This is a genomic window from Brachyspira suanatina (assembly GCF_001049755.1).
In the GTDB taxonomy this organism is placed as follows: domain Bacteria; phylum Spirochaetota; class Brachyspiria; order Brachyspirales; family Brachyspiraceae; genus Brachyspira; species Brachyspira suanatina.
The window spans coordinates 336,963-352,706 of the sequence record NZ_CVLB01000002.1 but is presented as its reverse complement, the minus strand read 5'-3'; the positions used below and the strand labels follow the sequence as shown (position 1 = coordinate 352,706).

Genomic DNA, 15,744 nt, shown 5'->3' with positions numbered 1-15,744 from the left:
AAATAATCATATTTAGGGTTTTTATCATGAAAAAAATATTATTAATTTTTATTTTAATTTTTAGCTTTGTTTTTGCTGGATATTCTATTAGTTTTCATGCCGATGAAAATTTTTTAAAAAAATATTTTAGTTATGATAAAAAATCAAACAGTTATGTATTTAATATGAAAAAATTTAATACATTATCTTTTAAAACTCTAAAAATAGAAGAGAATTTATTTGTTATACAAACTATAATTAGATTTGATAAACAATTAGAAGGTTTAAAAGAAGTACAATTTAATAATGAAGTCGATACTTTTGTAATTCCTAAGATTAATTTAATTTATGCAGAAAATAGTTTAGTTTTTATAGGTTTTAACAATATCAATAGTATAGATAAGCTTATAGAATTTTTTTATAATGGAAATGTTTATTTAGAATATGTTACAGAAAATGATACAAATAGATATAAGATAAATAGCAAAACCTGCAAGATATTTTATGAAATATTAAAATACAATTATGAAAAACAATTAAATGCACAGTAATAAATTTATGAAAATTAATTACATACCCCACCCTTTAAAGTTTGCTGCTTTATTTTTGAATTTTAATATTAATTATCTTTATAGCTTAATTAGAAATTACAGTACCCGCCCAAGTTTTATTTAAATTTTTTATCTAATTAACCGCACGCAGAGTAATATTAAAAATATTAATTTGATTATAAATGCAATGAAAATAATATATAAAAATATATTCACCGTGCGTTTAGGAAATTCATAAATTTAATTAATACTTTGGCGGTCATGTTTTTAACATAAATAATATTTTCAGTTTTATTAATACTATATTATAATTAACCTTTTGTATTTTATTAAAAAGATTATATAAAATTTATTTTCTATAAATTATAAACTTATTAATCGGTAAATACCTGCACCCAATATAATCTGCCATTATATTCAAATACACCAACACCTATTTTACCGAAATTTTTCTGAAGTATATTTGCTCTATGACCCGGTGATTTAAGCCAAGACTTCATAACATCATCAGCATCAAATTGTCCGTTAGCTATATTTTCACCAGCTGTTTTATAAGCAATGTTATATTCTTTTAATACTGTAGAGAAATCTGTTCTGTTCGGTCTTGTATGTGAGAATAATTTTATTAACTCTTCAGCTCTTTTCTGTGCAGCTTCGCTTAATTTTGCATCTAAAACTAAACTAACAGATACATTATTTTGCTTTCTAGCTTCATTGCATAACTCAACAACTCTTTCTCTCTCTTTTTGTATGTTCAATTCCTGTTTTACTATGCTGTCATTTCTTGATACTACATAAATCATTACCCAATATTTTTTACCATTGCTTTCATATACAGATGTAGCAGCATGAGTAAATTTATTATTTAGTATTAAATTTTTTTGTGATTTAAGCATTTGAGCAAATACTTCTTCTACAGTCATATCTGCTATGATGGAACCTTCAGAGTATGATGAAAATTGTATATTATTATCCTGTAAAGCAGTAGATTTTCTTATTCCGCCTGCTATTTCTTTTACTCTTTGATTGGCAGCATTTTGTAATTGAGTTTCCGTTTTGTATTCATCAAGACCTGATTTTTTTCTTTCATCATTTATTAATTTAAATAATTGAGATGCTTCATTATTGTTTTGAGCAAAAGATATTTGAGTAAAAACTATTAAACTTAATAATATTAAATATGCTGTTTTACAATATTTCATTTTTAGTCCTTTTGAATACATTATTTACAAAAATTATATTTCTTATATAATACTACATATGATAAAAACTGTTTATTTTTAAAGTATGTAAAATAATAGTAAATTTTTTAAGTTGGTTTATTAATAATAAAGGATTATTATATGAAATATACGATAGCTTTAACAGGTGCCACTGGAAATATGGGCCTTGAAACATTAAGACAATTAATGGAAATAGAAGATATTGAGCTTGTAAAAGTGCTTATAAGAAAAGAAAGCAGAAAAATAGGTGAAAAATTTAAAAAACAATATGGAAAAAGAGTAGAGATAGTTACAGGTTATTTATATGAAAGAGATGACTGCGAAAAATTATTGAAAGACTGTCATTATGTACTTAATCTTGCTGCAGTGATACCTCCGAAATCTGACAGATACCCTAAATTAGCGCATCTTACAAATTTTGTTGGAGTTAAGCATATAGTAGATATATTGGAATCAATGGAAAAAGATAAACGCCCTAAACTTGTGCATATATCAACAGTAGCACTTTACGGTAACAGAAATGAAAAACACCCTTGGGGCAGGGTAGGCGATCCATTATTAATAAGCCCTTACGATGCATATTCTTTTTCAAAATTAAAAGGTGAAAGATATGTACTTGATTCATCATTAGAAAACAGAGTCATAATAAGACAAACAGCAATGCTTCATAGCAGAATGCTTACTGATAATATGAGTGATGGATTAATGTTTCATACATGTTATAATGCCCCGCTTGAATGGGCAACTGCAAGAGACAGCGGACTATTGATGAAAAGAATAATTGAAGAAGATATTAAAGGAAATTTAGATGATTATTTCTGGAAAGGCTGTTTCAATTTGGGAAGCAAATCAGAAAACAGACTCTTAGGTTATGATACATTTAATGACGGATTCAAACTTATAGGCGGATCAACTAAAACATATATGAAGCCTAATTGGAATGCTACAAGAAATTTCCATGGACTTTGGTATTATGACGGATACAAACTTGAAGAATTATTCTCTTATCAGAAAGAGTCTGTTACAGATTATTGGAATGAAATAGGAAAAACACATTGGTATTATGCATTTGGAAAAATAGTACCTTCTTCTTTAATATCATTCTTTGCTATACAAAGACTTTTGCCTCATCCTAATTCGCCTACATATTGGAGAAGAAATGGAGAAGACGGAAAGATTATAGCTACATTCGGAAGTTTAGAAAATTTTGATAATCTTCCTAAGAAATGGGAGAATTTTAATTTATTATTTGAAAATAAAGACTCAGAAGGAAATTATATAGATTATAAAGCTTTACTTGATATAAAGAATGCTAAACTTCTTAATCATGGTTATGATGAAAGTAAAAAAGATAGTGAGATTGATATAGAAGATCTTAAAAAAGCTGCCGAGTTCAGAGGCGGTAAACTTTTAAGCACTAGCATGACTAAAGGTGATTTGCATACAAAATTAAAATGGGCTTGTGCTGAAGGACATGAATTTGAGGCTTCACCATTTACTGTAATAAAAGCTGGCCATTGGTGTATGGAATGTATGCCTGATTATACTTGGAACTTCGATATGCTTGCTAAGAAAAATCCTTACTTTGCCCAAGTTTGGTATGATTCTCATAAAGAAGATGAAAATATGCTTTATTATTTTGATGAGGATTTTAAAGCTCATCATAAGAAAATTGATCAATAATAATCATTTTTTTAATTATATTAGTTATGATTAAATTATAATTAATATTAGATGTATATAAAAACTCATAATAGGATAATAATATGTCAGAAAATAAAAAAGCTGTAATATATTGTTTTTCTGGAACAGGAAATACTGAAAAAGCAGCCAAGGAATATAAAAAAATATTTGAAGAAAACAGCATTGAAACTTTATTATATAATGTAGGTGATAATTTTGATAATATGCCTAATCCTGAAAATTATGATTATGTAGGGCTTGCTTATCCTATACATGGCTTCAATGCCCCTTATCCTATTTTTGATTTAATTAAATTATTTCCAAAGTTAGATAATAAGAAGATATTCATTATAAAGACTTCAGGAGAGCCTTTAACAATTAATAATATTTCTTCAGAGCCTTTGATGGCAAGACTTAAGCCAAAGGGTTATATACTTACCAATGAATATCATTATATAATGCCTTATAATATAATATTCAGACATACTGATGAGTTTGCTGCTAAGATGTGGAAAACTGCTAAGGCTTTATGTGTTATAGAGGCTAATGAAGTTCTACAAGGCAAAGAGTGCTTTTTAAAGAAATTTCCATTCGGCAGATTCATTGCCTTTTTATTTAGAATAGAGCATCCTGCTATGAAAGTTAATGGCAATTTATTTAGAGTGAAAAAGATTTGTACTCATTGTAATTTATGTGTTAAAAAATGTCCTGTTAATAATATTTATAATGATGAAAATGGAAATATCAAATTCAAAAATAAATGCGTAATGTGTACAAGCTGTGCTTTCAGATGTCCTGTTGATGCTATAAATATAGGAATATTAAACTTTTGGAGGGTTAATGGTGTTTACAAGTTTGAAAATCCTCCTACAGGCATAAAAGGCAAGCATGATAATTACTGTAAAAAAGCCTACGACAGATATTTTGCAGATGCAGACAAAAAAATACATAATTATGTCAGAAGTGCAGAAGAAGAATATAAACAAAAATCATATTATAAAAACATAGAAAATTATATATTGTAACAATAAATATTATTCTAACGGTTTTTTTATAATTTCCGAAAATAAAAAAACAATATTAAAATAAGTTTGGAGCGGAAAATGATAAAGAAGTCTTTAGCAATATTAATAGCTTTATTGATAGTTTTTACAATATCATGTAAAAAACCGTCAGAAGGTAATATAGAAGATGATTATATCAATGAAATAGAAAAGGAATATCAAAATTCATCAAGTAATGATGTTGTTGTAGAAACTAATAATGGCGTTTCTGATAATATTGGAAATACATCAAATAATATGTCATCTGCAGCAAATAATAACAATCAAGCAGTAAATAATAAGCCTAGTCAAAATATTCCTAATATTGATAACACAGATAATACAGTGACATCATCTGCAGCACCTGTTAAGAAAAGACCATTAAAAGCTACTATATATAATTTCTATAGCCCTTGGACTTCTCAAGATGATCCTTTGATGATTAGAGAAATAAGAGTTATGATAGCAAATAAAGAATATAGTCAGGCTCTAAACTATATAAATAAATTAGATTTTAATAATTTACCTGAAGATGTTGATGTAGGGCATTTATATCAATTTAAAGGTATAGTTCATTATTTCCTTGCTAAAGAATTAAAATCTAATAATACTATAGCTAAAAATCATATTACTTCAGCTAATGAATGCTTTAAGAAAGTAGAAGGATTAACTTCCATAGAAAAATTTAAACCTCTTTCATTATTATGGAATGGTATGCTTTATCAAACTTACTCAAGTGATAAAAATGAACTTCAGGAAGCTATTGCTTTATTTGACAGAGTAATTACAGAATATCCTAGAACTAGATTTGCTAATGATGCTGTATTCTATAAAGCTGTAACTATGAAGAAATTAGGTATGCCTGAAAATGAATATAATGATCTTTTCCTTTCTATAAAAAGAGGCGGTTTTGTTGATACTTTAGTTTTCTCACAAGTAATAAATGACTATGTTCCTGCTAATGATTTAGTAGATAGAGAAATGTTAAAATAAATTTTCGCTTATTTTTTGTTTTCAAAAAGTGATAGTTTATATAAAAATAAACTATCACTTTTTTATTTTTATGATTATTTTTTTATTATAGTTTTTCATCTTTAAGAAGATTATTAAATTGATTTCTTGAATAAACTGTTATTTTATCATTGTATGAAACATAGCTTTTAGCACTATTACTTAATGTTACAGGCACTATTAAAATACCGTTTTTAGCTCCTGATTCATTAATCATCATTTGGAAATCTCTTATTAATAATTCTCCTATTTCAATTTTTTTCCATCTTTTGAAAGATATTAAAGTGGTATCTCTTTTATTTCCTTTAGTATTGTATGTTATATAATTAACCTCATCACCGTAATCACTTTTAGAAGCAGCATCAGTATATTCCTGTATTATAGAATATGATAATTTTGTGCGTATTAAATTCTGACATAATTTTTTAAAGTCAATCATATTCATATTATAAATGTGATCTACTTTCTGAACAATCTTTAAGCTTATTTCATTATTGCTGTTATTATCATTTATTTTTAATTCATCTAATATTTTCTTAATATTTATATTATTTTTTATTGTTATAAGAGAAGCCAAATAACTTATATCTATAAAAGAACCTTCCCATAAATCAACAGCTCTCTCCCAATTTTGAATATCTTCTTTTTCTACATATTTTTCATAATTATCATTTTTAGAATTATCCAATTTCATTAAATTTCTTAATTTATTAAGCTGCTCTGTAGCTTTACTTATATCTGATAAATATTTTATTATAAGATCAAAATTATAATTATTTAATTCAGTTAATTTTAACTCATTTATAATTTCAAATAATCTTTTTGATAAAGATATATCTCTTAAAAAATATGAGTAGAAAGAATAGTCTAATATTAAATCTGATATTTTTTTATTAGGGTTTGATATATTATATTTTTTATATAGATTATCATATAATTCTCTAAACTTTTCATTATCAAGAACTTTATACAATATATGCAAATAAATTCTATCCATATATAATTGATTATTAATATGTTTATTGATTATAATCTGCTCTATAAAACCTCTTGCTATATTTAATTCATCAGAAAGCATATACATAGATATTAAAGTTTTATTAATATTATCTATATCTTTATCATTTTCTTTTGCTAATCTTTTTTGAAGTTCTTCTAAAAATACAATAGATTTTTTATAATCTTTTGTTTTAAAAAAACTAAAAGCAGCTGCTTTAAGATTATCTGTATCAAATTCATTTTTGTTTAATATAGCTTTATTAAAATAATCGCAGGCAAGTATATAATATCCTTCATTACAAAGAGTAGTTCCTGCTTTAATATTACAAGGCATATTATTGGAATCTAATCTGGCAATTTTTAGAGTATATTTGAAAGCTTCATCATTTTTATCAAAATTTTCATAAAAGCTTTCGAGTTTTTGACATATTTCTAATTCTTCTTTTTCTTTAAAGAAAGAAAGCTGCATCAATTTTTCGTATATTTTTAATGATTCTTCTATTTCGCCTATCTGTTCTTTAAGTTTTGCTAATTGGTAAAGAGATACATAATCTTTTTCATCTTCATTAATTTTTTTTGTCAATTCTTCTATTTGCTTTTTTACATATTTTGGCGATAAAGTTTTCTTGTTATTGAAAATTCTTTTTATAAGAATAATAATTAAAATTAATAATACTATTGCTGATAATATAATATATACCATTTTTATAACCTTTTTACTTATATCTATATACAATAAATATAATAAAAATTATATAATTTTTTTACATAAAATCAATTTTTTTATTATAAAAAAAATTATAGACTAAAATATTTTTTTAGTATATTATATATCAGCTTATATAAAATTAATGGGTTTTAATTATGGAAAAAGAAGAAAATTTTAGTATTTCATTTATTACTATACTGATTATTTGTTCTTATATAGCTTGCCAAATGATATCAAATATAGCAAGTGTTAAGATAGCTAATGTTTTAAATCTAGCTGTTGATGGCGGTACATTTTTATATCCTTTAGCTTTTACAATTAGGGATATGGCGCATAAAACTATAGGGAAGAAAAACACTCAAAAACTTATAATAGTGTCAGCAATTATTAATATTTTTTCACCTATATATTTTTATATAGTGTCTCAAATACCAGCAGATGCTAGCTGGGAGTTTAATGAGGCTTTTCAATTGACATTAAGCCCTGTTTTAAGAATAGCAATAGCATCTATAGTAGGTTCTACATTATCAGAACTTGTTGACACAGAGATATATCATCTTTTTGTAACCAAGATAACAAAGAAACATCAATGGCTTAGAGTATTAATAAGTAATGCTTTCAGTATACCTGTAGATAATTTGGTATTTGTTGCTATAGCGTTCTGGGGAGCTTTGCCTTTTGATGCTTTAGTAGGAATATTTATATTTAATTTCATAGTAAAATATGCTGTTACAGTGATAAGCGTTCCTATGATATATTTAGTAAAAGATAAAAATATATAAAATATAGTTAATTATAACTATAAATACTATTGACATAAAATCATATGATTGTTATCTTTTTGTAAATAAAAATTGATTTTAAGAAAATTAATAAAATAATATAAAGAGAGAGTTTAATTAATATGAAAGCTAGTATTAAATATTTATCATCATATTTACCTGAAAATGTAATGACTAATTATGATTTAGAAAAGAAATTAGATACTAATAATGATTGGATAGTATCAAGAACAGGAATAGAAGAGAGAAGAATAGCTGATAAAAAAGAAAGTACAGGAGATATGGCTGTTAAGGCTGTATCAAAATTAAAAGATAAAGGTGCAGTAATAGAAGATGCTGATGCTGTAATAGTAGCCACTTCAACAAAATCATATACATTTCCATCTACTGCAGGACTTGTTCAAAAGGCATTTAATATAAAGAATTCATGTCTTGCATTTGATATATCTGCTGCTTGTTCCGGATATATATATGCTTTAAATACAGCTTCTTCACTTATAGAAAGCGGGGAATGTAAGAAAGTTTTGATAGTTGCTGCTGAAAAATGCTCTGATATACTTAATTGGGAGGATAGAACAACTGCCATATTATTCGGAGATGGTGTAAGCAGTGCTTTATTAGAGGCTTCTTCAGATGATTCTAAAGGCATTATTTCAACAGATATAGGTGCTGAATCTAATGATGAAATACTTATAGTAAAGGGTGGGGGAAGTGTTAATCCTATTACAGAGGAGAATGTTGAAGATAATACCAATACTATAAGTATGGCAGGTACTGAAGTGTTTAAAAAGGCTGTAAAAACTTTCGATGAAACTATTAATAAAACAGTAAAAAATGCTGATTTAGAGTTAAAAGATTTATCACTTATAATAACTCATCAGGCTAATACTAGAATAATGAATGCAGTTGCAAAGACTTTAGGCTTGAATGATGATAAATTTTATATTAATATACAAAAGTATGGTAATACATCTGCAGCAAGTGTAGGTATAGCGTTTACAGAGGCTTTTGAATCTAATGCTATAAAAGAAGGAGATTATGTTCTTCTTACTGCTTTCGGAGCCGGTCTTACTTGGGGTTCTACTTTAATTAAATTTTAATTGAGAGGTGTATTGTTTATGACATTATATGAATATTTATATTCAGGATTTGGTAAAGCAGAAGATTTAAATTGTGCTGAGAAAATGCTTTACGGAGCTAATAAAGTTTATGAACTTGGTATAAATAGAAATGATTTGAAATTGGCAGCAGGTTTCGGAGGCGGAATGGCTGTTGGTATAACTTGCGGTATATTAACAGGAGGAATAATGGCTTTTGCTAAGGCTTTTATAGAAGATAGAGGACATGAAGGCACTCTTTTAAAAGAAATAGAAGCAGAATATATAAATAAGTTTAATGATAAAATGAATAGTATTAATTGCGATTATTTGGTAGAACATTACAGAGATGAAGAAAAAGGATGCGATTATTTAATATTTGAAGCTGCTAAAATATTCGATGAATTAATGGAAAAATATAAGGATTATAGAAAAAATTAATTTATAAAGTTTTAAAAAGGTAGAGTATTAAATAATACTCACTTTTTAAAACTCTATGTAAATACTTTTAAACAATATCACATATAGAATTGATAATATTTACTTTTTTTCTTTCTCTTTCACTTAAAGGTGCATACTTAGATTTGTACATTATATCATTAGCAAGCACTATAAATTGTTCTTTAAGCATCTCAGCAGCCTCTTTTGGAGTTTTTCCTGTTGCTTTAATAGCCAAATCTTCATTGCCTATAACATAATGATCATCTGCTATCTTTAACATATAACCTTTCAATGTTTTTTTAAAATGAAAATCATCTACATCACTAAAATTTAATTCTATTTTTTGTTTTTGTGCCATTAATATATACCCGCCTTTTTTGCATAATCTTCATTAGTTAAACTAAATGTTTTTTGTGTGAATATAATATCATTGGTATTGAATGCATAAGGAACTTTTCCTTTTAAACCGCTTACTCCATTTGATATGGCCTGATCTATAACTATATACAATTCTTCAGCATGTCTTTTTTGATATTTCATAACATCAGCTATAACTATTTCATAAGCAGTTTGTCTGGTAGGTGCTCCTGTATCTCCTATTATATAATAGGAAGCTCCATTCAAAGTATCTATCCATAAATAATTTCCATCTATATCATAAATTTCAAAGTCTATAGTAACTTTTTGAGACCAAAAAGACATAGCCGATTCAGCATACATTACTCCGTCTACTTTATCAGCAAGCAATGTTAAAGTTTCTTCGCTTAATCTGTTGGTTGCAAGTGTTCCGGTAGCTGCAACATAATCAGCACCCAATATAGAATGATTAGGTAAATTAGCAAATTCTTTGTTTCCTATAGCTTCTTCTAAAGTGATAAGTTTAACCATTTCATTTTGAGAGTTAAAATTACTAATGAAGCTGTTTAGCACAAAATCGGTGTATATCTCAGTATTTAAATATTTTAATCTATCCCAATACTGATTAGTCATACTCTTTGGAAAAGTGAAAGAAGCAACAGCAATAGTCCTATTTTTTTCTATTATATCATCTACTCTAACATAAGAATATTTTGATGCACATGATACAGTAATAAATAAAGATAATATTATTATAGATATAAAAAGAAAATTAATTTTATTATTCATTTAATATATTTTCCTCTGCTATGTTATTATTCTGCTGATGCTGTTTCTTTTACTTCCTCTTCTTCTGCCGGAGTATTTTTCTTATTTTTTCTATACTCTATTACCTGATTAATAGTAGATCTTACTGCATAATCTTTATCTGTAGAAGCCAATAGATTTAAGGATCTATCAACTCTAACATCATCATAATCTTTTAAAGCCTCAACAGCAGCCATTCTCACCCATTTATTTTTACTTGATAGACTATCTAGTATAGAGTTTAAAAGCTCTTTAGCATTTATTCTTCCAGCTACTTTAAGACCTTCTATCTGAACCTGCAAATCAGTATCAGATATAGCTCTTTTTATTCTATCGATAGCTTCAGGATTATTTGCTTCTAATTTACCTAGTCCCAAAACGGCTAAACATCTCACATTAAAATCAGGATCTTCAACACTAGCACGTAGAAAATCACTGTATGCAATATCTGCTTCTATTTTTCCAAGTACCCATATAGCTTCAGCACGTACTTCTCTGCCTCCATTTTGAGCAGCATTGAGTACTTCTAATATAGTTTCTTCATCATCAGGGTTTTTAGCAAGTTTTTGCTCTGCTTTATGTACATCTTCGATTCTTCTTAATGTAACATCCTTGGCAGAGCATGAAATAATAAGCATAGAACTTACTATAAATATGAAAATTATAATCTTTTTCTTCATATTAAAATCTTATAACCATTTACTCTTTAATTTATTAATTTCTTCTTTAGCTTTTTCTATATTTTCTATAGAACCCTGAGCGAAAGTATCTTTTCCGCCTCCGCGTCCTCCTGCAGCAGCAATAATATCTTTTATTATATTATTAGCTGATAATTTCTTTTCTTTTAATGCATTACCTGTTATCTGTACAAGTATAGAGTTGGAAGAATCAGTTTTGCTTATCATTACAGCAATACTGTCTTTTACTCTCTCTTTTATAGTATCAGCATATAGCCTAACTTCTTTAATATCTTCATTAAACTCTAAATTATAGAATTTAATTCCTTTCAAATCTTCAAAATTATCCATAAATGAAACAGCAGAAGCACCTGAAGTTTTAAGCTGTTTAATTTCTTTCTGTAATTTTTTTACTTCATTTTGAAGACTTTCGGCTCTTACAGTAAGTTCATCTGTTTTTGAAGCATTAAGTATATGTGCTAAATTTTTCACTTTACTAAATAATTTACTAGCTTCATTAGCAGCTTTTAATCCTGTGATAGCTTCTATTCTTCTTACTCCGCTAGCTACAGAACCTTCACTCACTATATGGAAAAAACCAACTTCTGATGTATTTGTCAAATGGCTTCCTCCGCAAAGTTCTACTGAAAAACCATTTCCTATATCTAATATTCTTACAGTATCGGGATATTTTTCCCCAAATAAAGCCTTAGCACCGCAGGCAATAGCCTCTTCTTTAGGCATATATTTTATAACAGCAGGCATTGATTTGAATACAACCTCATTAACCTGATTTTCTATACTTATTAATGTATCTTCAGAAATTGAATCAGGATGAGTAAAGTCAAATCTCAAATATTCATCATTTACAAAACTTCCAGCCTGATTAACATGGCTTCCTAATGTAAGCTCTAATACCTTTTGAAGTATATGAGTAGCTGTATGATTTTTTCTTATAGCACATCTTCTGTCGAAATTAACAAATAACTTTATTTCTTCTCCTACACTTAAAGAATGACTGCTGCAGTCTGCTATATGTATAATAGTATTTTCTTTCTTTTGAGTATCTATAATTTTTATTATTTCTTTTTTGCTGTTTTCTATATATCCATTATCTCCAATCTGTCCGCCCATTTCTCCGTAGAAAGGTGAAACATCTGTGATGATAACAGCATTTGAAGATGATGTTTTATCTTTTTTTGCATTATCTTCATATACAGCAACTATTTTTGCATTAACTCCGTTTATAAGATTATCAGTTTCTTCTCCGACATATTTAGTTTCATAATTTTCAACATATCCGAATTTAGATCTTTTATCTTCTCCTGCTCCTCTGCTTCTTTTCTTTTGCTCTTCCATAGCCTCTTCAAATCCAGCCTTATCAACTGTAAAGCCATGATCTGATGCTTCTTCTTCTGTTATGTCTATAGGAAGTCCGTAAGTATCAAATAGCATGAAAGCATCTTTACCTGATATTACTTTGCTGTCTTTATTTTCTTCCATTACAGCATAAAGTTTATTCATACCGGCAGATATTGTATTAATAAATTTATTTTCTTCATCTTTTAATATTCTTTTTACATTTTCTTCTTCTTTAGGAAGATAATCATATATTTCTTTATATACATTAACTACAGATGATGTAATTTCATTTAAGAAAGAACCTTTATGTCCTAAATCGCTTGCAGTTTTCAAAGCTCTTCTTAAAAGTCTTCTAAGTACATAGCCTCTTCCCTCATTAGAAGGAGTACAGCCTTCAGATATTACGAATACTAATGCTCTTAAGTGATCTGCTATTAAATTGATTTTAGTTTTATTTTTATCATCATATTTAACATTCAATTTTTTAGCTATAGCATCAACTATAGGCTTCATTACATCAGTTTGATAATTGCTTTCTACGCCTTGAGTAATATAGCATAATCTTTCAAGTCCCATTCCTGTATCTATACCAACATTTGGAAGAGGAGATAAATTTCCTTCAGTATCTTGGAAAAATTCATTGAATACTAAATTCCAGAACTCTAAATATCTTTCGCAATCGCATCCAACAAAACAATCAGGCTTTCCGCATCCTTTCTCTTCTCCCATATCAATATAAAGCTCACTGCAAGGTCCGCAAGCTCCTGAATCTCCAGCAGGTCCCCAGAAATTATCTTTCTTTCCAAGTCTTACTATCTTTTCTTTTGGTACTCCAATATGTTCATTCCAAATTTTAAAAGCATCATCGTCTTTTTCATAAATAGAAACATATATTCTTTCAATAGGAAGTTTAATAACTTGAGTAGAAAATTCCCAAGCAAATTCTATAGCTTCTTTTTTGAAATAATCGCCCATAAAACAGAAATTACCGAACATCTCAAAGAATGTATGGTGTCTTGCTGTTTTTCCTATATTTTCTAAGTCAGAAAGTCTGAAACATTTTTGTATAGTAGCCACTCTTGAATATGGTGCTTTTTTTATACCGGCATAATAAGGTTTGAATTGTAACATTCCCGCTGTTGTAAATAATAGGCTAGGGTCATCTATTGGTATAAGAGATGATGATTTTTCTATAGCATGCTTTTTACTTTTAAAAAACTCTTTAAATTTTTCTCTCAATTCTAAATGTGTCATAATAAACTACTCCTATTTTTAAGAACATTTATATATATGAAAATTTAAATTTTTATTGTCAAATAATATATTTCATTAATAATATATTAAATCAATTATGAATGCAAGTACAAAATACAAAAATAGTTAACATAATTAATAGAAAGTATTGAACATAAAAAAAGAATTGCAAGCATTTACCTGCAATTCTTTTTTATTAACTTTTATTAAAGCACTATTCTATAATTATAACATAAGTCATTCTTGCTCGTTTTATAGTTATTGTAAAAGACTTATCATTACCATAAGATTTTACAAAGTTGTCATAATCATCAGTATTTGATATTGTTATGCCGTTAATAGCTTTGATAACATCTCCAGGTCTAAGTCCGTATTGATAGGCTTTTGAGTTCTGAGTCATATTAAGAACTACAACACCTCTCTCATTGCTTCTTATCTGAAGTCTTTGAGATATTTCAGGAGTGATATTAGAAACATCTAATCCCATCCAAGAACGAGTACTGCCTTGTGAATTATTCTGAGATTGTCTTGTAGGAACAACTTCCTCATCTTCAACTCTAGCTTCTATAGTGATTTTAGTACTTCTTTCTCTTCCGTTTCTTAAATATTTAACATTAACCTCTTTTCCTACTTTAGTAGTAGCTACTTTATTGAATAAATCTCCTGATTTAGTCATTTTTTCGCCGTCATACTCTATTATAATATCTCCGTCCTGTAAACCTCCTTTTGCAGCAGGTGAATCAGGTACAACTTCACTTACATATACTCCACTGTTTTGCTTAACATTTAAACCTCTTGAAAGATTTTCATCAATGTCTTGTAAATATATACCTAAATATCCTCTTGTCACTCTTCCATTTTCTTTTAAGTCAGTCATTACTGAAGTAGCTAGATTAATAGGAGTAGCAAATCCTATACCTATGCTTCCTCCTGAAGTAGAATATATTAATGTATTTATTCCTATAACCTGACCATGGATATTAAATAAAGGCCCTCCAGAGTTACCAGGGTTTATAGCAACATCAGTCTGTATATATCTTTGATATTTATTTGCACCAACATCGCTTCTTCCTTTAGCACTTACAATACCGAAAGTAACTGTATTATTAAGTCCGTAAGGGTTTCCTATAGCAATAGCAAATTCTCCAGGTTCTATAGCATCGCTATCTCCTAAAGCAACATAAGGAAAAGTTCTGTTATTTGCTTCTATTTTTAATAATGCCAAGTCATAAGCCTCATCATATCCTATAAGTTTTGCAGGAAGTTCTCCTTCTTCTCCATAAAGTGTAATCATAATTTTAGTAGCACCTTTCACAACATGGTAATTGGAAAGTACATATCCTTCTTCATTGATTATGAAACCGCTTCCTAAAGATTTCTGACTTCTTTTTTGTCTAGGCATTTGATCGCCAAAGAAAAATCTAAAGAATTCATCAGCATATCTATCTTCTTCAGTTTGTCCTGCTTCTATTTCAGTAGATATATTAACTACAGCAGGCATATTTTTATCAACAACATCTCTTATAGCATTTTCAACAGCTAAAGCACCATCTAAAGAACCTGTAAAAGATGTTTTTTCAGGTGCTGCTTGTGCATGAACCAAGAACTCGTCTTTTTTATAGTTTTTTTCATAAGAAAATATGAAAAACGAAATAATTATACCAACCAAAGTAAATGTAAGCCCAAGGTTTAAAAAGAACATAAATGAACGTTTTTTTTGCTCCATATACTCATAACCTCCAGTTTAATGTATTTTTCAGACTAAAATT

Annotated in this window: 14 protein-coding genes; 7 read left to right on the top strand and 7 right to left on the bottom strand. The window is 27.8% G+C overall.

The window, feature by feature from the left end:
* Positions 1-26: 26 nt before the first annotated feature.
* Entirely contained in the window at positions 27-530 is a 504-nt protein-coding gene (locus tag BRSU_RS11155) for a hypothetical protein (RefSeq protein WP_048595436.1), read from the top strand.
* Between the two features lie 374 nt (positions 531-904).
* Here BRSU_RS11155 and BRSU_RS11150 read toward each other — a convergent pair whose 3' ends face one another.
* Positions 905-1,732 carry a CAP domain-containing protein gene (locus tag BRSU_RS11150; protein ID WP_048595435.1) on the bottom strand — a complete coding sequence of 276 codons (828 nt, stop codon included), beginning with the start codon at positions 1,730-1,732 and terminating at the stop codon, positions 905-907.
* A gap of 141 nt (positions 1,733-1,873) precedes the next feature.
* Here BRSU_RS11150 and BRSU_RS11145 point away from each other — a divergent pair, with 141 nt between their 5' ends.
* The 3 genes from BRSU_RS11145 (at position 1,874) to BRSU_RS11135 (ending at position 5,472) form a co-directional block, all read left to right on the top strand.
* Positions 1,874-3,436 carry an NAD-dependent epimerase/dehydratase family protein gene (locus tag BRSU_RS11145; protein ID WP_048595433.1) on the top strand — a complete coding sequence of 521 codons (1,563 nt, stop codon included), beginning with the start codon at positions 1,874-1,876 and terminating at the stop codon, positions 3,434-3,436.
* An 83-nt stretch (positions 3,437-3,519) separates the two neighbouring features.
* The gene (locus BRSU_RS11140; protein WP_048595431.1) at positions 3,520-4,461 is read left to right on the top strand and encodes an EFR1 family ferrodoxin; all 942 of its coding nucleotides are present in this window, start codon (positions 3,520-3,522) and stop codon (positions 4,459-4,461) included.
* Between the two features lie 78 nt (positions 4,462-4,539).
* Entirely contained in the window at positions 4,540-5,472 is a 933-nt protein-coding gene (locus BRSU_RS11135; protein WP_048595429.1) for a tetratricopeptide repeat protein, read from the top strand.
* Positions 5,473-5,557: 85 nt separating this feature from the next.
* Here the strand turns inward: BRSU_RS11135 and BRSU_RS11130 are convergent, their stop codons facing one another.
* Positions 5,558-7,192: a tetratricopeptide repeat protein gene (locus BRSU_RS11130; RefSeq protein WP_048595428.1), complete on the bottom strand. Its 1,635-nt coding sequence runs from the start codon at positions 7,190-7,192 to the stop codon at positions 5,558-5,560.
* A gap of 161 nt (positions 7,193-7,353) precedes the next feature.
* On the opposite strand from BRSU_RS11130, the gene BRSU_RS11125 reads away from it, so the two are divergent.
* From BRSU_RS11125 to BRSU_RS11115, 3 genes are all read left to right on the top strand, one after another.
* Positions 7,354-7,980, top strand: coding sequence for a queuosine precursor transporter (locus BRSU_RS11125; protein WP_048595427.1), 627 nt, complete (start codon positions 7,354-7,356; stop codon positions 7,978-7,980).
* A gap of 122 nt (positions 7,981-8,102) precedes the next feature.
* Positions 8,103-9,080: a beta-ketoacyl-ACP synthase III gene (locus BRSU_RS11120; protein WP_048595425.1), complete on the top strand. Its 978-nt coding sequence runs from the start codon at positions 8,103-8,105 to the stop codon at positions 9,078-9,080.
* 18 nt (positions 9,081-9,098) lie between these two features.
* Positions 9,099-9,518, top strand: coding sequence for a C-GCAxxG-C-C family (seleno)protein (locus BRSU_RS11115; protein WP_047116810.1), 420 nt, complete (start codon positions 9,099-9,101; stop codon positions 9,516-9,518).
* Positions 9,519-9,585: 67 nt separating this feature from the next.
* Here BRSU_RS11115 and BRSU_RS11110 read toward each other — a convergent pair whose 3' ends face one another.
* The 5 genes from BRSU_RS11110 to BRSU_RS11090 form a co-directional block, all read right to left on the bottom strand.
* Positions 9,586-9,876 carry a hypothetical protein gene (locus BRSU_RS11110; protein ID WP_048595422.1) on the bottom strand — a complete coding sequence of 97 codons (291 nt, stop codon included), beginning with the start codon at positions 9,874-9,876 and terminating at the stop codon, positions 9,586-9,588.
* On the bottom strand, positions 9,876-10,664 hold the full coding sequence (locus BRSU_RS11105) for a hypothetical protein (RefSeq protein WP_048595420.1): 789 nt from the start codon (positions 10,662-10,664) through the stop codon (positions 9,876-9,878). Before BRSU_RS11105 ends, BRSU_RS11110 begins: the two co-directional genes overlap by 1 nt.
* Before the next feature lie 26 nt (positions 10,665-10,690).
* Positions 10,691-11,362 carry a HEAT repeat domain-containing protein gene (locus BRSU_RS11100; protein ID WP_048595418.1) on the bottom strand — a complete coding sequence of 224 codons (672 nt, stop codon included), beginning with the start codon at positions 11,360-11,362 and terminating at the stop codon, positions 10,691-10,693.
* Positions 11,363-11,371: 9 nt separating this feature from the next.
* Positions 11,372-13,975, bottom strand: coding sequence for an alanine--tRNA ligase (gene alaS, locus BRSU_RS11095; RefSeq protein WP_048595417.1), 2,604 nt, complete (start codon positions 13,973-13,975; stop codon positions 11,372-11,374).
* A 214-nt stretch (positions 13,976-14,189) separates the two neighbouring features.
* The gene (locus BRSU_RS11090; protein WP_048595416.1) at positions 14,190-15,701 is read right to left on the bottom strand and encodes a DegQ family serine endoprotease; all 1,512 of its coding nucleotides are present in this window, start codon (positions 15,699-15,701) and stop codon (positions 14,190-14,192) included.
* Positions 15,702-15,744: the final 43 nt, after the last annotated feature.